Origin of the sequence: Nostoc sp. DedSLP03, assembly GCF_034530815.1 — a bacterium.
In the GTDB taxonomy this organism is placed as follows: Bacteria; Cyanobacteriota; Cyanobacteriia; order Cyanobacteriales; family Nostocaceae; genus Nostoc.
In genome coordinates this window covers 24,888-50,876 of the sequence record NZ_JAVRCK010000010.1, presented here as the reverse complement: position 1 = coordinate 50,876, position 25,989 = coordinate 24,888, and the positions used below count along the sequence as shown (strand labels likewise).

Genomic DNA, 25,989 nt, shown 5'->3' with positions numbered 1-25,989 from the left:
ATCTGTGAATATCTATTTAGCAATTTAGCAAGGAACTAACTCTTCCTCACTCTTGGGATTGGTTTCATCTTCATCCATCTCGTTAAGAGAAAGATGCTCTTGACCAACTACTCCTGGTTGATTGCCTAAAGTAACCAGTTCCCCATCACGTAAGACTAGCGAGCTATCACAAGTTGGACATGAATAAACTCTATGAGTCCGCCCATAAGAAGAATCTTCTAACTCATCAACCAATTCTTGATTGGATAGGTAAAAACCAAGGGCACGTTCGGCAAGTTCTGACATTGGCTCGGAATCAACTGCTGAACGAATCTTCAGTTTTCTGTGCAACTCTGGCGATAAATACAAAGTGACCTTTTGCTTAGTTTGCGTTTGCATATAACTCTTTAACGGTCTTACCCGGGTATGTATATCAAGTTATCGGTTCTTTTATTGGTTGTCAAGACAGTAAAACGTTTTAACGTCTATTTCGTTACATTTATTTATATTTTCGGTTGCTGGCATCATCATTAGTGGCTCTAGCCCTTGAAATTGAGCGATAAATCGCTCACTACGAATCTCTTAAAATTGATGTGGCAGATTATTAGTTAGCTGATTGAGAATAGTGCAATATCAGAGTTTCTGGTATTTCCTGGTATTTCTATGAAATCAGTGACTTTGGCAAAATGTGTAATGTAAATGGCTACTGCTAATAAAATCTCTAGTTTGGGGCGAAGAATTTATCGGTTTGCCGCCAGCGTTAGCGGAGTCATTGCCCTGTTAATCATGCTGTGGGGTTGTACTGCAAATGATTTTAACGCTGGAGCGATCGCATGGAAAACTTATAGCAACTTCCGTTATGGCTTTGAATTTCCATATCCGAGTAATTGGACTTCTTTAGCAGCACCAGCAAATGATGATGGAATTGCGTTTATTGCACCACAGGATAACTCAGTAGAAATTCGAGGGTGGGCAAGTCAGCAGTTACCAAATTCTATTGTTACAGATCGAGAATCTGTGAAACAGATAAAACCCAACTTTCAAACCGCCCAAGGAATGTCTGGGGTACTGGTTGTAGAAGTCGATCGACAACTAGGTTCAATGACACTGACACTAACTCAGAGTCAAGTGAAATACTACTGGCAGGGACGAAGCAAGAGCCAAGAATTTCAAAATTACTATCGTTTCTTTTATTACATTGCCCAGCAGTATCGCATTCCGAAGTCCTGAGTTATGGGGTATGGGGCATGGGGCATGGTGCAGAGGAAGAATAAGAACTATTAACTCCTCACTCCTCACTCCTCACTCCTCACTCCTCACTCCTCACTCCTCACTCCCAATCCCGAAAATCCACATCTCTTTCAGAATGATGATTGAGAGGGTACAGAAACCTGATAGATTTAGCTATCAGCGAGTAAAAACTGGTGAAGATGAAAGTCCTGGTTATTGGTGGTGATGGATATTGCGGTTGGGCAACTGCTCTTTACCTTTCCAATCGAGGTTATGAAGTTGGAATTTTAGATAGTTTGGTGCGGCGGCACTGGGATAATGAACTTGGTGTCGAAACTCTCACTCCGATCGCACTAATTCAACAACGTCTCCAGCGCTGGCAAGATTTGACGGGTAAATCGATTGACTTGTTCATCGGCGATATTACGAATTACGAGTTTCTCCATAAAACATTACAGCAATTTCAGCCGAATGCTTTGGTGCATTTTGGCGAACAGCGTTCAGCCCCATTTTCCATGATTGACCGAGAACATGCAGTTGTTACCCAGGTCAATAATGTAGTTGGGACGTTGAACTTGCTGTACGCTATGCGGGAAGATTTCCCCGACTGTCATTTGGTGAAGCTGGGGACAATGGGCGAATACGGTACACCCAATATTGATATCGAAGAAGGGTATATCACCATTGAACACAATGGACGCAAGGATACCCTACCTTATCCCAAGCAGCCCGGTTCAATGTACCATTTAAGCAAAGTGCATGATAGTCATAACATCCACTTTGCTTGCCGAATTTGGGGATTACGGGCAACGGATTTAAATCAGGGTGTAGTTTATGGCGTCTTAACCGAAGAAACGGGGATGGACGAACTATTGATTAATCGGCTAGATTACGATGGTGTGTTTGGTACTGCACTAAACCGCTTTTGTATTCAAGCAGCAATTGGACATCCGTTAACTGTCTACGGTAAAGGTGGACAAACTCGCGGATTTTTGGATATTCGGGATACAGTTAGATGTGTGGAATTAGCGATCGCTAACCCCGCCGAAGCTGGTGAATTCCGCGTATTTAACCAATTTACCGAACAATTCAGCGTTGGCGACTTGGCATTGATGGTGAAAAAAGCTGGTAACGCTATGGGATTGAACGTAGAAATCAATCACCTAGATAATCCCAGAGTCGAGAAAGAAGAACATTACTTCAACGCTAAAAACACTAAATTGCTCGATTTAGGTTTACAACCTCACTTGCTTTCTGACTCTCTCCTTGATTCTCTGTTAAACTTTGCCATCAAGTATCAGACGCGAGTCGATCCTAAACAAATTCTGCCTAAAGTCTCTTGGCACAGAAATTAGGATAAACTCTGCGTGCGGCTGATAACAGAACCTTATTTAACTCAAGTCAGTAATTGGCCTGAAAATGGTCGTCATATTTTAGCGCAATATGACGACCATTCAATTGTTGTTTATCAAGCGTATCGTCCAGCTATTGGTAACTTTGCCGCCACCTACGGTCATTTTGGTGGTGATTTCAGTTTTGAGCGTATGAGTTGGATAAAACCTAACTTCCTTTGGATGATGTATCGTTCTGGATGGGGTACAAAAAATGGGCAAGAGGTAGTGTTAGCTATTTGGATTAAGCGTTCGGCTTTTGATGAAATCTTAGCGACGGCTGTTCATTCCAGCTACATTCCAGAACTTTATCCTGAAAAAAGTGTATGGCAAAAAGCATTGAAGCGATCGCAAGTTCGCCTACAATGGGACCCAGACCATCACCCATCTGGGACAAAATTAGCAAGACGCGCTATTCAGTTAGGGTTACGTGGTGAAGTACTAGCTGCTTACGCCAAAGATTGGATTGTCAACATTGAGGATATCTCGGACTTTGTACAAAAACAGAGGCAAAACATTAAATCTGACTGTGCAGAGTTGATTACACCACAGGAGAGGGTCTATTCTGTGTTTGATACCGAAACGCAAGCAAAGCTGAGATTATCTGCCTGGACTGAATAGTTTTTTATGAGAATTGCCCTGTTTACCGAAACCTTTTTACCCAAGGTTGACGGCATTGTAACGCGCCTGCGCCATACTGTCGATCATCTCCAGCGCAGTGGTAATCAAGTATTGGTGATTGCCCCTGATGGAGGCATTACGGAACACAAAGGCGCTAAAGTTTACGGCGTTACTGGCTTTCCTCTGCCATTGTACCCAGAATTGAAAATGGCACTTCCCCGCCCAGCCATTGGTTACGCTTTAGAAGAGTTTAAGCCTGATATTATTCATGTCGTTAATCCAGCAGTTTTAGGTTTATCTGGCATATTTTATAGCAAAATCCTCAAAATCCCCTTAGTAGCGTCTTACCATACGCATTTACCCCAATATCTCCAGCATTACGGCTTAGGGATGCTGGAAGGTTTTCTTTGGGAACTGCTAAAAGGCGCTCATAATCAAGCTGCTTTGAATCTGTGTACCTCCACAGCAATGGTGGAGGAACTGACAGCACATGGTATTGAACGTGTAGATTTATGGCAGCGCGGGGTAGATACGGAATTATTTCACCCCGATTTAGCTAGTGTAGAGATGCGATCGCGCCTATCAAAAAATCATCCAGAAAGTCCATTATTACTTTACGTGGGGCGACTTTCGGCTGAAAAAGAAATTGAGCGTATCAAACCAATTTTAGAAGCGATTCCCGAAGCGCGGTTAGCATTGGTTGGAGATGGGCCGCACCGTCAAGCATTGCAAAAACACTTTGCTGGCACAAACACTTATTTTGTTGGCTATCTTATGGGGCAAGAGTTAGGTTCTGCCTTTGCGAGTGCCGATGCCTTCATTTTTCCTTCCCGCACAGAAACACTAGGCTTAGTACTACTAGAAGCAATGGCTGCTGGCTGTCCCGTGGTAGCAGCCCGTTCCGGGGGAATTCCTGATATTGTCACAGATGGAGTAAATGGATATCTTTTTGAGCCAACAGCAGATGTTCAAGGAGCCATCGCTGCTACTGTTCGACTCTTAGAACAAAAACAACAACGAGATATCATCCGTCAAAATGCCCGCCAGGAAGCAGAAAGTTGGGGTTGGGCAGCTGCTACCAGGCAGCTACAAGATTACTATCAAAAGGTGATATTTTCTGAACAGTTGGCAAAATAAGGAAGTGGGGAGATGAGGGAGCAGGGGAGGCTGGGGAAGAAGAATTAATAACCATGCCCTATGCCCAAAATCTAAAATCTGAAATTCCGATGAGCGAAACAGACTCATGATACAAGCCCATTTATTTATGGGGATTATTAATTTTGAATTTTGAATTTTTAATTCGGAGCGAAGCGACGTGACACTCCCCAACTCTGGCAGCGTCTTGGCTACATTAACTGAACTGACTCAAGTTAATCGCGCTCATGCCCTACTGCGTCGCGTCAAAGACTTATCTGTTAATGAATTTGTTTGCTTACTCGACTTTATAACTGCTGAGTTCCAGCAATTTCTGAGAGCTATTGAACTAATCAATAATGAAGCTCTAGAAACTATGTTGGAGAAAGTATTAGAAGCTATCACACTCAAAATTGGTCAAATTCTCCAAGCAGAACATACAGCCATTTTTTTAGTTGATTATGACAAAGGTCAACTGTGGTCAAAAGTTCCTCAAGATAATACCCAAAAATTCTTAGAAATTCGTACTCCCATTACAGTGGGTATCCCTGGTCATGTTGCCAGTACAGGTCAATATCTAAATATATCTGAAACTTATACTCATCCCCTGTTTAGCCCAGAACTTGAAAAACAAATGGGCTACAAAATCCGTAATATTTTATGTATGCCCGTTATCAGTAGTAAAAACCAGACTGTAGCGGTAGTGCAACTAGCTAATAAAACCGGGAATGTTCCGTTTAATCATGATGATGAAGAACGTTTTCGAGACTTTGCAGCTTCGATTGGTATTATCCTGGAAAGCTGCCAATCTTTTTATGTAGCGGCTCGGAATCAAAGAGGCGCAACGGCTTTGTTGCGGGCAACTCAGACATTGGGGCAAAGTTTAGATTTAGAAGCGACTTTGCAGATAGTCATGGAACAAGCTCGAATTTTAATGCAAGCAGACCGCAGCACTCTGTTTTTATATCGTAAAGAGCTAAACGAACTCTGGACGAAAGTTGCAGCAGCAGCAGATGGCACAAACTTGATAGAAATTCGCATTCCTGCTAACCGTGGCATTGCTGGATATGTAGCTTCCACTGGTGAAGCCTTAAATATTTCCGATGCTTATAAAGACCCCCGCTTTGACCCGACTACAGATAAAAAAACTGGTTATATAACTCGCAATATCCTGTGTTTGCCAGTATTTAATTCTGCAAATGAATTGATTGGCGTTACACAATTAATTAATAAGCAACAAAGCAGTTTTACTGCTTCTGATGAAGAGTTTATGCGGGCTTTTAATAATCAGGCAGGAATTGCCTTAGAAAATGCTCGGCTGTTTGAAAATGTGCTGTTAGAAAAACAGTATCAAAAAGATATTTTACAAAGTCTGTCAGATGCCGTGATTTCTACAGATATGGCAGGACAGATTGTCACGATTAATGATGCAGCCCTAGAGTTACTGGGTTGTCCGATAGGAGATGCTAATAGTAAAAACAACAAGCTTTTGTGGGAACAAAATTTGATTGGTCGTCTAGTGTGGGAAGTTGTGCCAATTGAAAATCTCCAAATGCGACTAGAAGATAGTCTGAAAACTGGAGCGAAACATTATGTGCCAGAGCAAAGTTTGATGCTGGGAGTGCATCAAGTTATGAGTGAGGAGTTAGGAGTTAAAAGTGAAACTCAATACTTAGCATTCACCACTCAGTACTCAATTTTAGCAGTGCGCGATCGCACCAACCCCGATACTTTTATTCCTTGGAATCAATCTCTGACTCTCCAATCTGAGTTTCTCACTTCTAATGAGGTACAAACATTAGAGCGCAATATCAATCTTACTGTTAATCCCCTGACTAACCCAGAAGGCGGTGTACGTGGTGGTTTAGTGGTCTTAGAAGACATTACTCAAGAGAAACGAATGAAAACTACCATGTCCCGCTACCTAACGCCCCATGTCGCTGAACAAGTTATGGCTCTAGGGGAAGATGCTTTAATGGTAGGCGAACGCAAGGAAGTAACTATCTTGTTTTCTGATATCCGTGGCTACACAACACTTACGGAAAATCTCGGTGCAGCTGAGGTGGTATTGCTGCTCAATCAGTATTTTGAAACGATGGTAGAGGCGGTTTTTAACCACGAAGGCACTCTCGATAAATTTATTGGTGATGCCTTAATGGCGGTATTTGGTGCGCCGCTACCATTGACAGAAAATCATGCTTGGAGGGCTGTGCAGTCAGCGTTAGATATGAGACGCCGCTTAGAGGAATTTAACCAACGGCGAATTATCCAGGCGCAGCCGCGAATTCGTATTGGCATTGGGATTAGTTCTGGGGATGTGGTTTCGGGTAATATTGGTTCCCGCAAACGAATGGATTACACCGTCATTGGAGATGGTGTAAATTTAAGTTCGCGTTTGGAAGCGGTAACTAAAGATTACGGTTGTGATATTCTTTTAAGCGAATTTACTTATCAATTGTGCAGCGATCGCATTTGGGTGCGCCAGTTAGATAAAATCCGAGTCAAAGGGAAACACCAGGCCGTGAATATCTACGAGTTAATTGGCGATCGCAATACTCCCCTAGATACCAACACTCAAGAGTTTTTGTTTCATTATCATACTGGACGCGCTGCTTATTTATCGCGCAACTTCTCACAAGCGATCGCCTGTTTTGAGTCCGCCAAATGCATTCAACCCCAAGACCAAGCTGTTGATATCCACCTAGAGCGTGCGCGTAATTATCAACAAACCCCTCCTCCAGAGTCCTGGGATGGTGTCTGGACAATGCTTACTAAGTAGTCATTTGTCATTGGTCATTTGTCATTTGTTATTTTCCCTATGCCCCATGCCCCATGCCCCATGCCCATTCAATCTTTAGTCTCTCCTCGATCATCTTGAAAGGGATCTTCGCCAATTCCTAGCTCTTTTTTTGAGCGTTTCAACTGTTTCCATAGATCCTTTATTTGTTCGTAAGCTGCACCTGGAGGTAGTTTTCCACCTGTCTCTAAGTTGCAAATGTAACTTACCCGTTGAGCAAATTCCTGGAGATTTGCATTAAAAACCAAGTTTTCTGGCTTCACCTGACCGTAGTAGCGACCGCGAGGGAAGAGAAAATCATCCTTGTTCACTATTTTTTTCTCCATTTATTCAATTCACCTTGTGTTTGGGTTTCTGAAGCTGAATTACCAGCTAACCTAATCTTTACTTTTGTCAGATTGGGGTAAATCAGATCGTCCGACTCCTTTTCCAATTGTCGATCGGGAATTGGTTAATTCAGATTTTGATACTAGAGGATAAAGCTTAAGATACTTTGTGTTGTAAATATTACAAAAAAAGTTTGCGCCAAAGTAACTAGAGAGAATATTTTATTTTCCTCCTGGTTATCAATTTATCTCATCTTTATTTATGAAGTTTAAATTGTAATTAGCTTCAGTCGAAATCTTTAGGTACAAATTATTATGGCATACTAGTATGGCTAAGTAACTTATTTTATCAAAACTCATTAGATTTATGAGCGTAAAACTACTTAGATGAAAATACTAGATCCGAAAGCAAATTGTCCTCTGTTAAAAGTTAGAGATTTAGTTATAAATATTTGGCAACTGGCTATTAAGCAGCGAGCCACAAGAGAAAATTGGTCTGGGTATTAGTTATTACTTATTTTAACCTGCCTCTGCTTCCTCTTAAATAATCACCAATGGTTAATAGTTAATAACTAAAGATAAAATGGTGAAGCCTCAAAGGACAATTTTTGTCCGTCGCCTAAAACACTACCTGCCATCATGTCTGTTAATTCCAAATTATACGAAGGCAAAGCAAAAATTCTTTATACAACGGACGATCCAGAAGTCTTGTTGGCTGATTTTAAAGACGATGCCACGGCGTTTAACGCCCAAAAGCGTGGCAACATCAAAGGAAAAGGAAAAATTAATTGTAGCATTTCTAGCCAGCTTTTTAAACAGTTAGAGGATTCTGGTATAAAGACTCACTTTATCGATAGTCCTGCCCCGAATCAAATGCGGGTGAGAGCAGTAAAGATTTTACCCTTAGAAGTAGTGATCAGAAATATTGCTGCTGGCAGTTTGTGTCAGCAAACTGGTTTACCAGTAGGTACAATTCTGAAACAGCCTTTGGTTGAGTTCTATTATAAAAACGATTCATTAGGAGATCCTTTATTGACACGCGATCGCCTGTACCTGTTAGAACTGGCGACTGCGGAACAAGTAGACGCAATTACACATCTTGCATTGCAAATCAATGAATTTCTCAATAACTTTTGGCAGCAGTGTGGCATTACCCTAGTAGACTTCAAACTAGAGTTTGGTTTGGACTCACAACAGCAGTTACTCTTGGCAGATGAAATTAGCCCCGACACCTGTCGTTTATGGGATACCGCAGAAAAAGACTCAAACCGCCGGGTAATGGACAAAGATCGCTTTCGCCGAGACTTAGGAAATGTAGAGGATGCCTACCAGGAGGTCTTACAAAGAGTGCTAAAAGCAGTAGAAACTATAAGTTAATCAAGTAAAAACCAAAAGGTGAGAAGGAATTATATTTAACTTTTGCCTTTTGCCTTTTGCCTTGTAAAGTAAAAAAGCAAAAGAAAAAAATTATGTTTTGAAATTTTACCTTTGGCATAAGGGCATTATTGCCTTGTGATGGTGTGTGTGTGGTCGTGAAGAGGAATATAAGTAAAATGCGTTTATCTCCCGTATTGCTGGCAGCAGTAGCAATTGCAGCCCCTTTGGGTGGCTCATTGAGTGCGAATGCAGAAACCGCCAACAATTCCAAACAGACAACAGAAGTTTTGACACTAGAAAAAAATCAACACCCAGAAAAGGACACTGGTCAGGTTAACTCTAGTAAAAGTCTAGAATCTCAACCTAAATCTACAGCAACTATAGAGGCAGAGCGTCCCCAATCCCGCGTCGTCGCAATTTACCCTGCCAACCCAGCAGCAAGCGCGACCCCAAAGGTAATTGTGCCAACCTCCACAACGCCAAGAACTGCACAAACCCCTGAAATTAATTCCAGTCCTACTCAACAGCCGTCTCCGGCTCCAGACATTCCACCGCCAGAAATTCAACAACCAACGCCTTCCCTAACTCCTGAGACCACTCCAGTCCCAGAAAATGTAAATCCACCGACAACAGAACCTTTATTACCCACAACTCCAGAACCATCAGCTACTCCAGATATTCCCCCCCCAGCTAGCCAACAAAGAACACCTACGTTATTCCCAGGTGCTACTCCCAGTCCCCAGAATGTAAATCCACCGACAACTCCGGGCAATACTCCATTCCCAGGTGCTACTCCCAGTCCCCAGAATATAAATCCACCGACAACTCCGGGCAATACTCCAGTCCCAGGTGCTACTCCCAGTCCCCAGAATGTAAATCCACCGACAACTCCGGGCAATACTCCATTCCCAGGTGCTACTCCCAGTCCCCAGAATATAAATCCACCGACAACTCCGGGCAATACTCCAGTCCCAGGTGCTACTCCCAGTCCCCAGAATGTAAATCCACCGACAACTCCGGACAATACTCAACCCAACACAGCCCCAGAAGCCAATGACCCCCGCGTACTGGTATCGGAAGTAGTAGTTAGATCCCAAGCTGGGCAACTACCACCAGGGCTGGAAGAGCAAGTTTACAGAGTAATTCGTACCCAACCAGGACAAACAACTACCCGCAGCCAACTGCAAGAAGATATTAACGCTATCTTTGGTACTGGCTTCTTCTCCAACGTCCAAGCAGCGCCAGAAGATACCCCCTTGGGAGTGCGGGTAAGCTTTGTTGTCCAGCCTAACCCCGTCCTCAGTAAAGTAGAAGTGCAAGCCAATCCTGGTACTGGTGTCCCTTCTGTACTACCAGCTAATACTGTAGATGAGGTATTTAAAGAACAGTATGGCAAAATCCTCAATTTGCGTGACTTGCAAGAAGGCATCAAGCAGTTAAACAAGCGGTATCAAGACCAAGGTTACGTCCTAGCTAACGTGATTGGGGCGCCACAAGTCTCTGAAAGCGGAGTTGTTACCTTACAAGTAGCAGAAGGGGTAGTAGAAAATATTAGAGTCCGGTTCCGCAACAAAGATGGACAGGAGACAGACGAAAAAGGACAACCAATTCGCGGACGGACACAGGATTACATCATTACCCGAGAAGTGGAGTTAAAGCCAGGACAAGTATTCAATCGCAACACAGTACAAAAAGACCTACAGCGCGTGTATGGACTGGGACTGTTTGAAGATGTAAATGTGTCCCTTGACCCTGGTACCGACCCCAGCAAGGTGGATGTAGTAGTGAATGTAGCTGAACGCAGCAGCGGCTCTATTGCGGCTGGGGCAGGGATTAGTTCTGCTAGCGGACTTTTTGGAACAGTTAGTTATCAACAGCAAAACCTGAACGGTAGGAACCAAAAACTGGGGACAGAAATACAGGTGGGAGAACGGGAACTGCTGTTTGACGTGCGGTTTACCGATCCCTGGATCGCAGGAGATCCTTACCGGACTTCCTACACAACCAATATTTTCCGTCGCAGTTCTATTTCGTTGATTTTCGATGGTAAAGATGAAGATATTAGGACGTTTGATCCGGGTAATCCCACTGATGTGGATTCTCAGGATCGCCCCCGGATTCTCCGTGTAGGTGGTGGTGTCACCTTTACCCGTCCCTTGTCTGCCAATCCTTATAAAACTTCTGTCTGGACTGCCTCAGCGGGTTTACAGTATCAACGAGTTTCCGCTCGTGATGCTGATGGCAATCTGAGAAAAACAGGAGCGGTATTTGATGATGATACTGGAAACCGCCTCAGTGATGAAATTCCATTGACTCTCTCTAGCGGCGGTCAAGACGATTTACTACTGTTTCAAGTAGGGGTACAGCGCGATCTCCGTAATAATCCGCTGCAACCCACTAGTGGTTCTTATCTCCGCTTTGGAGTCGATCAGTCAGTCCCTGTGGGACTAGGCAACATCTTCCTGACCAGATTGCGGGGTAGCTACAGCCAATATTTACCCATTAAGCTGATTAGCCTTAGCAAAGGGGCACAAACCTTAGCATTTAACCTGCAAGCAGGAACCATCGTCGGTGACTTGCCTCCCTATGAAGCTTTTACCCTTGGGGGTAGTAACTCCGTCCGGGGTTATGAAGAAGGAGCATTAGGTAGTGGACGCTCTTATGTGCAAGCATCAGTTGAGTATCGGTTTCCAGTTTTTTCAGTAGTTAGTGGCGCACTATTTTTTGATCTCGGCAGTGACTTGGGAACTAGTACTAGGGCTGCTGAAGTGTTGAACAAAAATGGCAGTGGCTATGGTTATGGCCTTGGCGTTCGCGTCCAATCTCCACTGGGGCCGATTCGGATTGACTACGGTATCAACGATGATGGTGACAGTCGGATTAATTTCGGTATTGGCGAAAGGTTTTAATTTGTCATTAGTCATTAGTCATTGGTCATTGGTCATTAGTGAATCACGAAGGACAAGTGACAAGTGACAAAGGACAAAGGACAAATGACAATTAACTTTTCTGGATTAGCTTGCTAATTGTTACATTTACCTCAATACTGTTCCGATAAAGGGATTAATGACATTTTTCAGGGAATATCAGGGATTTTACCAAAACAGACGATGAACAATACTAAAGGAAATATATTGACTTTTCGGCTATGCGACAGCACACTCTAGCAGCCCAAATCACCCAAATAGGGGTGGGACTGCATAGCGGTGTGAATACCCAGGTGCGGATATTACCAGCCGAGGCGGGAAGTGGACGCTACTTTGTGCGGGTGGATTTACCGGATTTGCCAATAATTCCAGCCCAAGTTGCAGCAGTTAGTCACACTGTTCTTTCAACTCAGTTGGGTAAAGGTGAGGTATATGTTCGCACGGTAGAGCATTTGTTGGCAGCACTTTCGAGTATGGGTGTGGATAATGCCCGAATTGAAATTGATGGTCCAGAAGTCCCACTTTTAGATGGTTCAGCAAGTGTGTGGACGGCTAATATTGCCCAAATTGGCTTAGTCTCACAACTCGTTAACAACCAAGTTCCCTTGGCTATTACAGAACCAATATGGGTCTATCAAGAAGATGCCTTTGTATCTGCCCTTCCAGCAGCAGAAACCCGCTTTAGTTACGGTATTGATTTTGACCTGCCTGCTATTGGTAATCAATGGCATAGTTGGTCGCTAACCGCTGAACTAGAAAAAACTTCTGCTAGCTTTGCTGCGGAAATCGCTCCTGCTCGTACTTTTGGGTTACTGCATCAAATTGAACACTTACAAAAAACAGGGTTAATTAAAGGTGGCAGTTTGGATAATGCACTCGTTTGTGGCCCAGAAGGCTGGCTAAATCCACCGTTGAGATTTGCAAATGAGCCAGTCCGTCATAAAATCTTGGATTTAGTAGGAGATTTGAGTTTACTAGGAACTTTTCCTCGTGCTCATTTTTTAGCGTATAAAGCCAGTCATAATTTACACATTCAACTGGCTCAGAAAATTTTAGATTTTGGATTTTAGATTTTAGATTCGATCTAAAGTTTGCATCCAGGATTATTAAGGCTTTGGATATACGCTTGCCTACTCAACTTTTAGATAAAAAATCAACTACACCGCCAATGTCAATCCTCACTGAAGTGAATACCATCGATACGACTACACCTACATCTACCGAACCACAGGGTATAAATGAGATTACAATCAGTTCTGAGATTAAAACAACTTTCACATCTGAAGAAATTCAGAAATTGCTACCCCATCGCTACCCATTTTTACTTGTAGACAAAATCATTGACTACGTGCCAGGTAAAAAAGCTGTTGGAGTTAAAAATGTCACTATCAACGAACCCCATTTTCAAGGACATTTCCCTGAACGTCCACTGATGCCAGGGGTGCTAATTGTTGAAGCAATGGCACAAGTTGGAGGCATTGTCCTAACTCAAATGTCTTCGGTAGAAGGCGGGTTGTTCGTCTTCGCTGGTATCGATAAAGTTCGCTTTCGTCGCCAGGTCGTGCCGGGGGATCAACTACTAATGACGGTGGAACTGTTATGGGTAAAACAACGTCGTTTCGGTAAGATGCAAGGTCGTGCCGAAGTTGATGGTCAACTTGCTTGTGAAGGAGAATTAATGTTTTCTTTAGTTAGCTAAAAGTTTGCTTTCGTGGTATGGGTATAGCCGTGAAATGCCCTTGCTGAATCCTAAAACAGGATAACAGTTAAAAAATCCACAATAGCATCTGAATAATTTCTTGATTTTCGCCGCCCTCTCTACGAGACGCACTCACAAACACATTTAACTTGCTTTGCCCGACACTTTCGTTCACTGAAATATTTCACACTCAACAACGCCAGTCGCCTCAATGGGGCGGTAGTCTGTACAACTCTCGCAGAGTAACGCGCTGCCTCAGAAACCCCGCCTGGCGCTGGATTATTAAGACAGTTCTGGAGATTCACCCTTGAAAACGCTAATTCATCCAACTGCTGTAATTCATCCGAAATCGGAACTCCACCATACAGTGCAAGTCGGTGCCTATGCTGTGATTGGAGCGCATGTCAAAGTGGGCCCTGAAACAATAATCGGCGCTCATGCAGTGCTAGAGGGACCTTGTGAAATTGGGGCGCAAAATCAGATTTTTACAGGTGCAGCCATCGGTATGGAACCCCAGGATTTGAAGTTTGTAGGAGAACCAACCTGGGTGAAAATTGGTGATAACAACTTGATTCGTGAGTACGTTACCATTAACCGCGCTACCGGTGCTGGTGAGGCGACGGTAATTGGCGATGGTAATCTTTTGATGGCTTATGTGCATGTTGCTCATAACTGCGTCATTGAAGACCAAGTAGTGATTGCTAACTCTGTGGCTTTGGCTGGTCATGTTCATATAGAATCACGCGCTAGGCTAAGTGGGGTTTTAGGTGTCCACCAGTTTGTGCATATTGGTAGACAAGCAATGGTGGGAGGTATGGCACGTATTGACCGAGATGTGGCCCCATATATGCTAGTGGAAGGAAATCCAGCGCGGGTGCGAACTCTCAATCTTGTCGGACTCAAACGGTCTGGTATGGACTCAGCAGATTTGCTTTTGCTGAAAAAAGCCTTCCGCATTCTCTACCGTTCTGATTTGTCTTTTAAGGATGCTTTGGAACAGTTGGAATTGTTAGGGGATAGCGAAGAATTGCAGCATCTGCGACGCTTCCTTCTACTTTCTCAGATGCCTGGAAGACGTGGCTTGATTCCCAGTAAAGGGAAAAAAGGCGCAAGTGATGAATCGTGAATTAAAAGTTAGGAGTTAGGAGTTATGAGTTATGAGTTATGAGTTGATAAATTAATTTTTTTAACTCTTCACTCCTCATTCTTAACTCCTAACTGCTAACTCCTAGAAAGACTTGGGTTAATCGCGTCTCTAACAGCTAGCTAACTCCTAAATTTAATTATCAAATGCGGATATTTATCAGCACTGGCGAAGTATCTGGCGATTTACAAGGGTCGCTACTAATTTCAGCGCTGAAGCGTCAAGCTGCGGCGATTGGGTTGGAATTAGAAATTGTGGCGCTGGGTGGCGAAAAAATGGTAGAGGCTGGGGCAATTTTGCTGGGAAATACCAGTAGTATTGGCTCAGTGGGTATTCAAGAAGGGCTGCCTTATATTTTACCGACTCTTCAGGTGCAACGTCAGGCGATCGCTTCCCTAAAGCAAAATCCACCTGACTTGGTAGTGCTGATCGATTATATGACTCCCAATCTGGAAATTGGGACTTATATGAAACAACATCTGCCAGATGTGCCTGTGGTGTATTACATTGCTCCTCAAGAGTGGGCTTGGTCAATAAGTTTGCGAAGAACTAACCGGATTGTTGGTTTTACAGATAAGCTGTTGGCAATCTTTCCACAAGAAGCCCGTTACTTTCGCGAGAAAGGCGCAAAAGTGAGTTGGGTGGGACATCCTTTGGTTGACCGAATGCAAGATGCTCCAAGTAGAAAAGCAGCTCGCGCAACATTAGGGATTGCACCAGAAGAAATTGCGATCGCACTCCTCCCCGCCTCTCGCCGTCAAGAACTAAAATATCTTTTACCAATTATTTTTCAAGCTGCCCAAACGATTCAAGCTAAATTACCTGAAGTTCGTTTCTGGATTCCCCTATCGCTAGAAGTCTATAGACAGCCAATCGAAGAGGCTATTAAGCGTTACGGTTTACGGGCGACAGTTCTATCAAGTCAACAAATAGAAGTTTTTGCTGCGGCTGATTTAGCCATTAGCAAATCTGGTACTGTCAATCTAGAACTCGCTCTGTTAAATGTGCCACAGGTTGTAGTTTATCGCCTCAGTCGTTTGACTGCGTGGATAGCTCGAAAAATCCTCAAAGGTTCTATAACCTTCGCATCGCCACCTAATTTAGTAGTGATGAAGCCGATTGTGCCAGAATTTTTACAAGAGCAAGCCACAGCAGAAAATATTACCCAAGCAGCAATGGAACTGCTACTCAATCCCAGTCGCAGAGAGCAAACTTTGCTAGATTATGAAGAAATGCGGCAAAGTTTGGGAGAAGTTGGGGTTTGCGATCGCGCTGCTCAAGAAATTTTGCAAATGCGACCAAATAATTCGTAGTTCGTAATTCGTAATTCGTAATTGAAAATAGAGAATTAATCTGTTTATTTATGAGTAAAATTAAGTGCGAGGCATCTGTTTTTACCATAAATCGTATTTTCCTATAGAAGAATTACGAATTACGAATTAGATTGGGGCGTCATGGCTTATGAGATGAAAAAACAACGAGCGATCGCAGTTGACTTATTCGCTGGCGCGGGCGGTATGACTCTTGGCTTTGAGCAAGCTGGTTTTGATGTGCTGGCGTCTGTGGAAATCGACCCGATCCACTGTGCAACACATGAGTTTAACTTCCCTTATTGCTCAGTGTTATGTAAAAGTGTTGTGGATACAACTGGGGAAGAAATTAGGAATCGGTCTGAGATTGGCGATCGCGAAATTGATGTGGTTATTTGTGGCTCACCATGTCAAGGATTTTCCCTAATTGGTAAACGGGCTGTTGACGATCCTCGAAACTCTTTAGTATTTCACTTTCATCGACTGGTTATTGAACTAAAACCGAAATTTTTTGTGATGGAAAATGTTCGGGGAATTACAGTTGGCGAACATAAACAAATCCTCCAAACATTAATTAGCGATTTTAGAATTCACGGCTATAAAGTAGAAGAAAATTATCAAATTATCAACGCTGCAAATTACGGAGTACCACAGTCCCGTGAGAGATTATTTCTTATAGGTGCAAGAGAGAATATAGAATTACCGAAATATCCTCAGCCGATTACTAAACAAGCTTTACTAAATAATTTAAATTTTCAAAAAATATCTGACATTCCATCGAGTCCTACAGTATGGGATGCAATTGGAGATTTACCTGAAATAGAAAAATATCCAGAGTTACTAACAAGAGATTGGGTTGTTGCAGACTACGAAAAGCCTAGTAACTATGCTCTTGTACTTCGCGGGATCAAATGCCTAAATGATGATTATTCTTACAAACGAGAATATGATTTGCGAATACTTTCTTCAAGTTTAAGAACCAAACATTCTGCGGAAACTGTTAAACGTTTTCAGGAGACTCAACAAGGTGAGAGAGAAAAAATTAGTCGTTTTCATAAGCTACATCGTGATGGTGTCTGTAATACTTTAAGAGCCGGAACAGATAAGTATAGGGGTTCCTTCACATCTCCAAGACCGATTCATCCGTCTACGCCGCGCTGTATTACAGTTAGAGAAGCGGCGAGATTGCATTCTTACCCCGATTGGTTTAGATTTCATGTAACCAAATGGCACGGATTTCGACAAGTTGGTAACTCTGTACCACCGTTACTCGCAAAGGCTGTGGCGTCAGAAATTATTCGTAGTTTGAATATTTTGCCTTTTAAGCCGAGTTTGAGCTACAAGTTGCCAGAGGAGAAGCTATTACAATTTAATATGTCGCAAGCGGCACAATATTATCAGTGTGAATAGTCAGAATACACTCTGTAATATGTGCAAGTTAGGCTAAGTCCAAGCACGGAAGAATGTACTATCTTCCCAGATATTAGCAGTTTGTTGAGCGATCGCAGTCAATTCTTCCTTTTTAAGAGGCACAAAAGCTTGCGCTATCTTGACATTATTCTCTAATTGTGCAACTGTCTCTGCCGCAATCACGCAACAATGAACTCCAGGCTGAGACATTGTGTAACCTAAAGCTTGCTCCATACCTTTCAACCCGCCTGATTTAAACAGCCGACCATAAGCCGGGACTTTCATCGCAATCACACCGACATTTTTTTCTTGAGCAACTGGTAAAACTACTGGAATAAATGGACGTGGGTGGTGTTTGTCGGCAGCATTTACAGGAATCAGTGTAGTGTGGAAAGGATAGCGACGTAACCCTTCAGCAATTACTTGAGGGTCGTGATGTCCGGTGATCCCAGCAAAACGCACCAATTTTTGTTCTATGGCTTCTTCTAAAGCTTTAATTGCACCAGATGGACTAAAGATGGTGTCGAGTTCTTCGGAAAAAGAAACGTGATGCAACTGCCACAAATCGAGATAATCTGTATTGAGACGTTTAAGCGATCGCTCCAATTCTCGCCATGCACCATCACGATCTCTTCGATCCGTCTTACTTGTGAGAAACACCTTTGAGCGATGGGGTGGTAGCACTTTCCCTAAATAATCTTCACTCGGCCCATAACTAGCTGCTGTATCAAAGTAGCGGATACCAAGTTCCAGCGCTCTTTGAATAATTGCTGTAGCATCACCCTCTTTTCCTTCCCAGGATAACGGCGTTTGTCCTGCTCCTCCTAACCCAAAGATCGGGAGTTTTACTTGCGTGCGTCCCAGTACCCGCTCTGGCATAGTTGCTGGCGGTGTTGCGGTGTTGGTAGTATTTTGCTGTAAAGCATTAGTTGCCACAATACCTCCAGTTACAGCAATGCTGGTAATTAGGAAATTACGCCGCGTTTTTCCTTCTGTCATGATTGGGTTCGGGGGCGAAATTACTCTTATTATAAATTCTAACTAGGGGGATTAATCTTAGAAAGCAAAATTACTGATAGTTTAGGAACACTACGAAAGCGCCGATCGTTGGTTAGAAAAGTAGAACATTGAGTCAACAGTGCTGTCGCTGCATGGATAGCATCTGGTAATTTAATGTTAATTCTGGCACGAAGTTGAGCAGCTTCAATTAAAATCTGACGACTGACAGGAATTACTGTTAAATTCTGGGAATTGCTAATCAGTTGTTTGTAAGTTGTCTGTTGAGCTAAATCCTGATTTTGGAAAGGTTTTACCAATACTTCAGCAAGTGATAATTCACTAGTTACTACACTCAAGTTACCTCGATCAATACTTTGGAATAACTGAGTTAAATCTTGGGCAAATGCTGGATATCCCTCTAAAGCATAGATCCAAATGTTGGTATCGAGGTAGATCCGTGTGCCTTGAATAGCATCTAGAATTCCCATGCATCTCGTTCTTGGCGAATAAACTTATCCACTTCTTCCGGTGTGGCAAAATTGCCTTTAGCAGATCCAAGAAAGCTAGTTAGAGGCTTTTCAGAATACTCTGGGGGTGACTCCAGAAGGACTATCACCTCGACAGTTGCACCTGCTGGAAGTTCTGGAGAACAGATTTCTACTATACCGCCAGGTTTGACGATCGCTTTTTGTTTGAGTCCATTAAGCATGATAGTTTATCCTCATTAGCGCCGGAATATCGCAGTGCTTTTTCTAGTTTAGCTTTGAGGTGCGATCGCGCTACTTGCCAGCAACGGCATTTTTATCAGCGTAGTTAAGATTTTTCTGATATTCTATGATTTTTTGCTGGGCTATTGCATAATTGGGGCTAGAAGATGGCACGTTTTTCATAAGTGCGATCGCACCTTGCCAATGACTCACAACTGTCTTCCACTCATCTGGAGATTTTGCTGATTGAGTCAGGTTAGCTGCATTAATTGCTTGATTTACTGCCTCTCGAAATGTATCAGTTTCAAGCAACACTGTCGGCGATTCTGAACTCACTGGTGAGGGTGTAACTAATACAGGCTTTGATGGTATTTGTGTTGAACTTTTAGAAATTAGGGGGAGTTTTTCTGAAAATATTGAAGAAAAATATATTCCTAGAGAAATTAAAAATATTATCAAAACGAACAAAATCTTTTTATTTAAATTACGAGCCTTCCGTCTAGACTCGATAATTGTATTTTGTCCATTATTCGATAAAATATTTGATTTGATTGTGTGTAACCCCATTTCTCCACGCAATGTATTGAGTTCTTTTCCTGTATTTTTCTCTGTCTCTAAATTAATATTTGATTCACTGGTATCTTGTTGGTTTTTACCAGAATGAGCAGATATTATTCGTTTTTTTACCAAATACTCAATTTGATAAATCAGTGCCCCAGCAGAAACATAAAATAACCCAAATATTAATATTATATTATTAATATTTTGCATTTGTGTGTAGTATTCAATTTGTCTGGCGTGGCTAAGATTAAAGAATGGTAGAAGTATTGTAGAAAAAAAAGCTGCTATCAGTGTAGAAATTACAATTACAAGCCAAGCGTACAATCCTTCCCACCAACTCATTATTCCTGGTAAGAATCCTTGTGTTCTACCTATTTCTGGTGCCTGAATTTCTGAGATAAATCGACTAATGAGCAAGTGTAAGCAGTGATGAGTCAAAGAAATTATCGGAATTGGAGATAGGATTAACAGTATTGTAAATATAGCAAATAAGTCAGGACTGTTTACAAAATATGCAATACGGTAGCCTAACTTTCCAGTATTTTGAACTATAAATATAATAACTCTCAAAAATAGAGTCAAAATCAATGCTTTTAACCAAGAACTAGGATAAGGAAACCATAAAGGCCAGTAAAACGTTTGTAGCTTTTGCTTAGTAACTTCCTGAGTATTCGGCTGTTTCATAACCAATAACTAAATCCAAATAACTAAGATAATATCTTCCATCTCAGGATTCCCTATTTACAGATAAAAGCAACATTTTTAAAATTTTTCCAATCCTCTATTTAAAATTCATATAAACTTATTAATGTGATTATAGAAATCCGTATTTGAGGTTCTATCTCTGCATCTATACGTGAGAAAAATTAAAGATTATCGTTCCTTTATAATCACAGAGCTACCATTACTAATGCTTACTTTTTGAATAAAAACGTTAGTAGAAGAGGATAAAATATCAGTACTGATTTGATTAGCAATAAATTCAAAATCTTGGTTTGTTAATCCCTGCGCAGTATCGCCACTTAAGTTAATATAAATAGTTAGATTTTGAGGATTACTAGAAGAGTGTTCATCATTTACTGGTTCTAAATCAGCTTCTACCATGCCCAAATCAAACTCTTTACTCCAAGTCGGAAACTCCTTACCTGTTTGTTGTCCATAAATTTTGACTCTTTCAACAGATGCAGCCCCTAAAGCTGTTAACCCTTTGCGGATAAATGCAACTAAAATTTGCTGATTTAGTACTTGGGCGGATTCTAGCGTTACCTCTAAGCAAGTATCTTGAAAAGCAACTTTTGCGTTGATCCCTTTGGGGTATAAGTGGCGGTTCATCAGAGATGCGATCGCTTCTACATCTCCCTGTTTTGCAAGTTTTAGAACATTTGGCTGTGTCATAACCAGTAAAAGAGAAAATCTAGAAAAATAAACTTATATTCTCAGGATTCCCTCTTGACAGCCTTAAGTAACATTATGATGCAAGATATCAGCTAACCTGGACTAAAATATTTAGTATAAAGATAGTCATTCACAGACTTTTACAAAAATATATTTTCCCTGTATCAACATCAAGAACTTCTGTTTTTGTGCTTGCTAAATTAACAGGATTAATAGTAATCAGTTAATTCCAATTTTCAATATTATGAAGTTTTACCGAGATCATGCTTGGCCTTTGACGCTAGAAGAAGCCATAGTTATCCAAGAAACGCTGCAAAATCAAGTAATTACTGAGGATCGACTGCAAGAACCTATTCAGTATGTTGCTGGAGTGGATATGGGTTTTGAAGCTGATGGGACAATTAGCCGTGCTGCTGTCGCAGTCCTAAGTTTTCCTGATTTGCAAGTAATCGAGACCAGCCTAGCATATCGTCCTACGATCTTTCCTTATGTTCCTGGGTTCCTCTCATTTCGGGAAATTCCAGCCGTCCTCGATGCCTTGGAAAAGATTCAAACAACACCAGATATCATTCTGTGTGATGGTCAAGGAATTGCTCACCCCCGCAGATTAGGTATAGCTAGCCATTTAGGGTTACTTATAGATATGCCAACAATTGGTGTAGCTAAATCGAGGTTGATAGGTAAGCATGAAGAATTGGCACAAACCAAAGGCAGCACGCAACCACTGATATATAACGGTGAAACCATTGGGGCAGTTTTGCGATCGCGCACAGGAGTAAAACCTCTGTATATTTCCAGTGGTCATCGAATTAGTTTACCGACTGCGATTGACTATGTATTGCGCTGTACGCCTAAATATCGGTTGCCAGAAACTACACGCATTGCTGATAAATTAGCGTCGGATAGATAAAGCTTGTTGAAGTTTTTTCTAAATACTTGCTTGCACCTACTCAATCGTGTTAGGAATCGCACAGAAAGAAGTTGATGTAACTAAATACCACTTACGAAGTTAGAACAATGAACGCACTAACTTTACATTGGCACGATGCAGGCCAAGATAAAACTCAGAATATTTACGAACAACAGCCAAGTCAAAATCATGGCACTGTCCGCATCGGTCGCGATCCCCTCCGGTGCGACATTGTTCTGAGTCATCCTACTGTATCTGGACTCCACATTGAAATATTTTTTCATCACCAGCAACAGCGCTTTTATATCAGGAATTTGCGATCGCAAAATCCCCCCGTTGTCGATGGACGGCAATTAGTCCAAGGTGAAATGCCGTTAACTGAGGGCAGTAGTATCACTTTAGGACAAATAAAACTCAATGTTACAAGCGTTTCCACGGGTAGCATTCCAGCAACAATTTTGCTACCACCCAATCCAGTAATAAATCTCGGACATCACCATCACCCACAAACACCCCCCGCACCACCGCCAGGAGTTTATGGCTTAGAATGCCCCAAATGTCATAAAGTTTCCCCAGCAGAGAATCTACAAATTGGCTGTCATTGGTGTGGGACATCTTTAGCTGCGGCTGTGAGTGTGTTGGTAGCACGGGGTAGTTGAGCAGGGGAGAAATCAATTCAAAATTCAAGTTGCGCTGGAAGCGCACCAAAGGTGCGACTCAAAATTCAAAATTGAAGATTCAATCTCCATACTCAATGCCCAATGACCAATGACAAATGACAAATGACAAATGACAAATGACCTACAAATCCAATTGAGTTGGGAAGAACCAGCGACGGGCGAACGGCGAGAACCACTGTTAAATGTGCCGATCGCTTTTGGTCGAGAATTTGCTCGCTTACCTGCTGAACATAGAGGAATGCGGGTTTCTCGGATGCTGCTTAACAGTAATGAAGTTTCTCGCTACCATGCCCTCATTGATTGGGAACAAGATCATTTAGTAGTGATTGACCAAGGTAGCGTTAACGGTGTCTATGTTAACGGTCAACCACAAACGCGCAGTGTTCTAGTTAGTGGCGATACGTTGCAAATTGGCCCCTATCTGATCGCAGTGACATTTGGTGCTAACGCCTCTGCACCAGATACTAGCCCCCCTTCAACGATTCACTTCAACGCAAATACTAATCGCCCAGACCCTAGCTTACCTGTAGTTCAGCCGCTAACGCCGCCTGTGGCAAGTAATTTCCCGCCATTGGCGTTTCAGGCACAAAAAGTCTCTGTGCAAGCACTTCATGCTACAGGATTACCAGTAGATGAATCTGATTATCTAGCGATCGGGGCGGGATTGGGTAGCTTTGTTTGGGCTGATTTGCTGCGAATTAGTGGTGTGCGTGCTGACAAAATTGTGGCTTTGGGATTAGAGGCGGAACCTTATGCTCGTTACAAACGCCTCTGTCTGAATTCGCAAATTCCTTTATATGAAAGACTGCGTTCTAATTCTGATTCTTGTCCCGATAATATTTGGGGTTGGCCTAGTTATGCCTTGCGTGAAGCTTGGGGAGACTTAGCTAAGGGCGAGATCAAGTCAGCATTCAAGTATTTATGGCAAGTGTTTGCTGAACCAACATTTGCAGAAACTTATACTCCTCGTGCGGGTAATGTCTTTGATTCCATAGATAGGGAGACAAAGCGCATCGGCTGGAATCAGATTTATCGCTATGGGCGAGTTAGGGTAATTCGCAAAACTGATGATGGCAGATATTGCGTAGCCTATTCTCGCGGCCCAGGAAATTATGCTTTTTTAGTTAGTCGTTATTTACATTTAGCTACTGGATATCCAGCAATTCAGTTTCTCCCAGATTTGCAAGCTTATAGGGAAAAATATCAAGATTTTACATCTGTCGTCAATGCTTATGAAGCTCACGATCGCGTTTATGAGCAACTAGAGCAACATGGTGGTACGGTATTGATTCGGGGGCGGGGAATTGTGGCTTCGCGGATTGTGCAACGGATTTATGAAGCTAGAAAACGAAATCGGAATATTGCAGTTTTGCATTTAATGCGATCGCCTAAACCCCAAGGCAACAAATTTCAAAATACCCAGCGCCTAGTCAAAAATCATTACGAATTTCAACCATTTAACTGGCCGAAAGCCTGTTGGGGCGGCGAACTCCGGGCAATGTTAGAAAAAGCCTCCCCCGATGAACGCAAGCGTTTACTAGCAGATTGGGGTGGAACTACTACCGCCGACCGCCGAGATTGGCAGCAAATTACTGCCCAAGGGTTAAGCGAAGGCTGGTATCAAATTACCTTTGGTGAGGTTTTGGATGTGGAACGAGATGCCCAAAACCGGACTATTACCCGTATCCGAGAGCAAAGCTTTGGGGAAAAGAAATTGTTCGCTGACTTTATTGTTGATGCTACTGGACTGGATGCTAAGGTAGATGCCAATCCCCTCTTGGCAGATTTGGTGAAACATTACAATCTCCCAGTGAATCACTTGGGGCGATTAACTGTAGCGAACAATTTTGAATTAGTAGAAATGCGTAGCGATCGAGGTCAAATGTATGCTGCGGGGGCGATTACTTTAGGTGGCCCTTATGCCGCAGTTGATAGTTTCTTGGGCTTGCAATACGCTGCATTAGTCGCCGTTGATGGACTGGCCGCCGCTCGTGCGCCTGGAGTTCAAAGGTTGAATGTTTTAAGTTCCTTTAGTCAGTGGTTGAAGTGGGTGTTAAATCAATCACCTTAGTATTAGGGTGCAGGGGGCAGGAGGGATAGAGTATTTATCTGGTTGTTTTAAATAGCAAATCCCAACTTCGAGGCTAAAAGGTGCAACTTCAAGGATAAAAGGTGCAACTTCGAGGATAAAAGGCGCAGCGTTGAGGATAAAAGGTGCAACTTCGAGGATAAAAGGTGCAACTTCGAGGATAAAAGGCGCAACGTTGAGGATAAAAGGCGCAGCGTTGAGGTTAAAAGGTGCAACTTCGAGGATAAAAGGTGCAACGTTGAGGATAAAAGGCGCAACGTTGAGGATAAAAGGCTCAACGTTGAAGGTTATACCAATTTCAAAAAAGAATGCGACAAATAGACCATTTGTAGAGACGCGATTCATCGCGTCTTTACCCAAGAATGTGTTGCAATCATTAATTGAATTGGTATTAAAAGGCTCAAAGGCTCAAATTACGGGCGATACCTTTAGCCCACCTGCGATTCAAATCGCAGGCTAACAGCATAAGTCAGTTAAAACTGACTCAAATTAACTAAAATTTAGTCCGTTTGAACGGACTTAGGCTATTAGCCTCGGAATTGATTCCGAGGCTACTTTGTTTTTTCGCTTGTCGGGCGTACTAAAGTCTTAACTAAACCCGTAATCGCCACAATCACAGAAGCAATTCCCCCAATCGACAATGAAGTTAAAATTGCCACCGCCAGAATAATTTCAGTGGGACTGTATCCATCTCGCATCCAGATAGATGGATTCTCTAATGATGTTGGCGAGGTGGGGATTAATTGCAAAGTTTGGATGGTTTGATTGGAGTTGACTGGATTTGTTAAAGCAGTTTTCATGGCTGAACCTCTTTTAAATGTTTCTATGCAAATCGTATTTCTGCCAGAAGAAGAGGAGATTCCCTAGAAATCGAGACAAAGTAGAACAAAAGTAGAAATTAAGTAGAATCGAAAAGAAATCTCACAAGCTGTTTATGGAATGGGCTGATTTTCTAGCCAATGAAGCTGCTATTAATAGCTTATCTCCAGAGCAAACGGCAGCTTTTGTAGAACGGTTGAAGACTGAAAACTCAGGTAAGAGTGAGGCAAAACTTGCCAGCGAATTAAATATTGGTGCGGCTGCTTTCAAAAAGCGGATGGCTGAGGTGTATGATAAATTCGCCAAGAGTTATCCTGAATTAGCCACTTCTAACAGTCGCGGTAAGCTGGAAAAGTTACGGGCTTGTCTGACAGCGAAATATAATGGCGGGCAAGACTTCGGCGTGAGCGCTCAGTCGAACGCTGCCCAACCAACAATTAAAGAAATTCATCAAAATATTCCCCCTGCTGTTCCATTTTAAAAA

General features: G+C 42.4%; 25 protein-coding genes. 16 read left to right on the top strand and 9 right to left on the bottom strand.

Features of this window, described 5'->3' with window-relative positions:
• Window positions 1-24 precede the first annotated feature (24 nt).
• A complete protein-coding gene (locus RM368_RS07095; protein WP_322693424.1) occupies window positions 25-378 on the bottom strand; it encodes a hypothetical protein in 354 nt (117 codons plus the stop codon).
• A 300-nt stretch (window positions 379-678) separates the two neighbouring features.
• Between RM368_RS07095 and RM368_RS07090 the strand changes: the two genes are divergently transcribed.
• From RM368_RS07090 to RM368_RS07070, 5 genes are all read left to right on the top strand, one after another.
• Entirely contained in the window at window positions 679-1,209 is a 531-nt protein-coding gene (locus tag RM368_RS07090; protein WP_322693423.1) for a hypothetical protein, read from the top strand.
• A 200-nt stretch (window positions 1,210-1,409) separates the two neighbouring features.
• The gene (locus RM368_RS07085) at window positions 1,410-2,564 is read left to right on the top strand and encodes an NAD-dependent epimerase/dehydratase family protein (RefSeq protein ID WP_322693422.1); all 1,155 of its coding nucleotides are present in this window, start codon (window positions 1,410-1,412) and stop codon (window positions 2,562-2,564) included.
• A gap of 12 nt (window positions 2,565-2,576) precedes the next feature.
• Window positions 2,577-3,221 carry a DUF4291 domain-containing protein gene (locus RM368_RS07080; protein WP_322693421.1) on the top strand — a complete coding sequence of 215 codons (645 nt, stop codon included), beginning with the start codon at window positions 2,577-2,579 and terminating at the stop codon, window positions 3,219-3,221.
• A gap of 6 nt (window positions 3,222-3,227) precedes the next feature.
• Window positions 3,228-4,358, top strand: a complete 1,131-nt coding sequence (locus tag RM368_RS07075; protein ID WP_322693420.1) for a glycosyltransferase family 1 protein — start codon at window positions 3,228-3,230, stop codon at window positions 4,356-4,358.
• A gap of 178 nt (window positions 4,359-4,536) precedes the next feature.
• Window positions 4,537-7,134, top strand: a complete 2,598-nt coding sequence (locus RM368_RS07070) for a GAF domain-containing protein (RefSeq protein ID WP_322693419.1) — start codon at window positions 4,537-4,539, stop codon at window positions 7,132-7,134.
• 68 nt (window positions 7,135-7,202) lie between these two features.
• Here RM368_RS07070 and RM368_RS07065 read toward each other — a convergent pair whose 3' ends face one another.
• Window positions 7,203-7,478 carry a hypothetical protein gene (locus RM368_RS07065; protein WP_322693418.1) on the bottom strand — a complete coding sequence of 92 codons (276 nt, stop codon included), beginning with the start codon at window positions 7,476-7,478 and terminating at the stop codon, window positions 7,203-7,205.
• Between the two features lie 639 nt (window positions 7,479-8,117).
• On the opposite strand from RM368_RS07065, the gene purC reads away from it, so the two are divergent.
• The 7 genes from purC (at window position 8,118) to RM368_RS07030 (ending at window position 17,345) form a co-directional block, all read left to right on the top strand.
• Window positions 8,118-8,855: a phosphoribosylaminoimidazolesuccinocarboxamide synthase gene (gene purC / locus RM368_RS07060; RefSeq protein WP_322693417.1), complete on the top strand. Its 738-nt coding sequence runs from the start codon at window positions 8,118-8,120 to the stop codon at window positions 8,853-8,855.
• 176 nt (window positions 8,856-9,031) lie between these two features.
• A complete protein-coding gene (locus RM368_RS07055; RefSeq protein ID WP_322693416.1) occupies window positions 9,032-11,764 on the top strand; it encodes a BamA/TamA family outer membrane protein in 2,733 nt (910 codons plus the stop codon).
• 239 nt (window positions 11,765-12,003) lie between these two features.
• Complete coding sequence (lpxC, locus tag RM368_RS07050; RefSeq protein ID WP_322693415.1) at window positions 12,004-12,852, top strand: UDP-3-O-acyl-N-acetylglucosamine deacetylase; 849 nt, start codon at window positions 12,004-12,006, stop codon at window positions 12,850-12,852.
• Between the two features lie 98 nt (window positions 12,853-12,950).
• The gene (gene fabZ, locus RM368_RS07045) at window positions 12,951-13,481 is read left to right on the top strand and encodes a 3-hydroxyacyl-ACP dehydratase FabZ (RefSeq protein ID WP_322671485.1); all 531 of its coding nucleotides are present in this window, start codon (window positions 12,951-12,953) and stop codon (window positions 13,479-13,481) included.
• A gap of 307 nt (window positions 13,482-13,788) precedes the next feature.
• Complete coding sequence (lpxA, locus tag RM368_RS07040) at window positions 13,789-14,607, top strand: acyl-ACP--UDP-N-acetylglucosamine O-acyltransferase (protein ID WP_322671486.1); 819 nt, start codon at window positions 13,789-13,791, stop codon at window positions 14,605-14,607.
• Between the two features lie 164 nt (window positions 14,608-14,771).
• Window positions 14,772-15,938 carry a lipid-A-disaccharide synthase gene (gene lpxB / locus RM368_RS07035; protein ID WP_322693414.1) on the top strand — a complete coding sequence of 389 codons (1,167 nt, stop codon included), beginning with the start codon at window positions 14,772-14,774 and terminating at the stop codon, window positions 15,936-15,938.
• A 153-nt stretch (window positions 15,939-16,091) separates the two neighbouring features.
• Window positions 16,092-17,345, top strand: a complete 1,254-nt coding sequence (locus tag RM368_RS07030; RefSeq protein WP_322693413.1) for a DNA cytosine methyltransferase — start codon at window positions 16,092-16,094, stop codon at window positions 17,343-17,345.
• Window positions 17,346-17,378: 33 nt separating this feature from the next.
• Here RM368_RS07030 and RM368_RS07025 read toward each other — a convergent pair whose 3' ends face one another.
• From RM368_RS07025 to RM368_RS07005, 5 genes are all read right to left on the bottom strand, one after another.
• Window positions 17,379-18,344, bottom strand: coding sequence for an aldo/keto reductase (locus tag RM368_RS07025; RefSeq protein WP_322693412.1), 966 nt, complete (start codon window positions 18,342-18,344; stop codon window positions 17,379-17,381).
• Window positions 18,345-18,382: 38 nt separating this feature from the next.
• On the bottom strand, window positions 18,383-18,832 hold the full coding sequence (locus RM368_RS07020; protein ID WP_322693411.1) for a type II toxin-antitoxin system VapC family toxin: 450 nt from the start codon (window positions 18,830-18,832) through the stop codon (window positions 18,383-18,385).
• Window positions 18,820-19,053 carry a hypothetical protein gene (locus tag RM368_RS07015; protein WP_322693410.1) on the bottom strand — a complete coding sequence of 78 codons (234 nt, stop codon included), beginning with the start codon at window positions 19,051-19,053 and terminating at the stop codon, window positions 18,820-18,822. The genes RM368_RS07020 and RM368_RS07015 overlap by 13 nt, the downstream gene beginning before the upstream one ends.
• Before the next feature lie 70 nt (window positions 19,054-19,123).
• On the bottom strand, window positions 19,124-20,296 hold the full coding sequence (locus RM368_RS07010; protein WP_322693409.1) for a hypothetical protein: 1,173 nt from the start codon (window positions 20,294-20,296) through the stop codon (window positions 19,124-19,126).
• A gap of 189 nt (window positions 20,297-20,485) precedes the next feature.
• On the bottom strand, window positions 20,486-21,007 hold the full coding sequence (locus RM368_RS07005; RefSeq protein ID WP_322693408.1) for a hypothetical protein: 522 nt from the start codon (window positions 21,005-21,007) through the stop codon (window positions 20,486-20,488).
• Window positions 21,008-21,251: 244 nt separating this feature from the next.
• Here RM368_RS07005 and nfi point away from each other — a divergent pair, with 244 nt between their 5' ends.
• From nfi to RM368_RS06990, 3 genes are all read left to right on the top strand, one after another.
• Window positions 21,252-21,917, top strand: coding sequence for a deoxyribonuclease V (nfi, locus tag RM368_RS07000; RefSeq protein ID WP_322693407.1), 666 nt, complete (start codon window positions 21,252-21,254; stop codon window positions 21,915-21,917).
• A 107-nt stretch (window positions 21,918-22,024) separates the two neighbouring features.
• Window positions 22,025-22,576, top strand: a complete 552-nt coding sequence (locus RM368_RS06995) for an FHA domain-containing protein (RefSeq protein WP_322693406.1) — start codon at window positions 22,025-22,027, stop codon at window positions 22,574-22,576.
• Between the two features lie 130 nt (window positions 22,577-22,706).
• Window positions 22,707-24,668, top strand: a complete 1,962-nt coding sequence (locus tag RM368_RS06990; protein WP_322693405.1) for an FHA domain-containing protein — start codon at window positions 22,707-22,709, stop codon at window positions 24,666-24,668.
• On the opposite strand, the gene RM368_RS06985 is transcribed toward RM368_RS06990, so the two are convergent.
• Entirely contained in the window at window positions 24,660-25,031 is a 372-nt protein-coding gene (locus RM368_RS06985) for a hypothetical protein (RefSeq protein ID WP_322693404.1), read from the bottom strand. The two genes, RM368_RS06990 and RM368_RS06985, sit on opposite strands and share 9 nt — an antisense overlap.
• 206 nt (window positions 25,032-25,237) lie before the next feature.
• A complete protein-coding gene (locus RM368_RS06980; RefSeq protein ID WP_322693403.1) occupies window positions 25,238-25,486 on the bottom strand; it encodes a hypothetical protein in 249 nt (82 codons plus the stop codon).
• 134 nt (window positions 25,487-25,620) lie between these two features.
• Between RM368_RS06980 and RM368_RS06975 the strand changes: the two genes are divergently transcribed.
• Entirely contained in the window at window positions 25,621-25,986 is a 366-nt protein-coding gene (locus RM368_RS06975) for a hypothetical protein (protein WP_322693402.1), read from the top strand.
• Window positions 25,987-25,989: the final 3 nt, after the last annotated feature.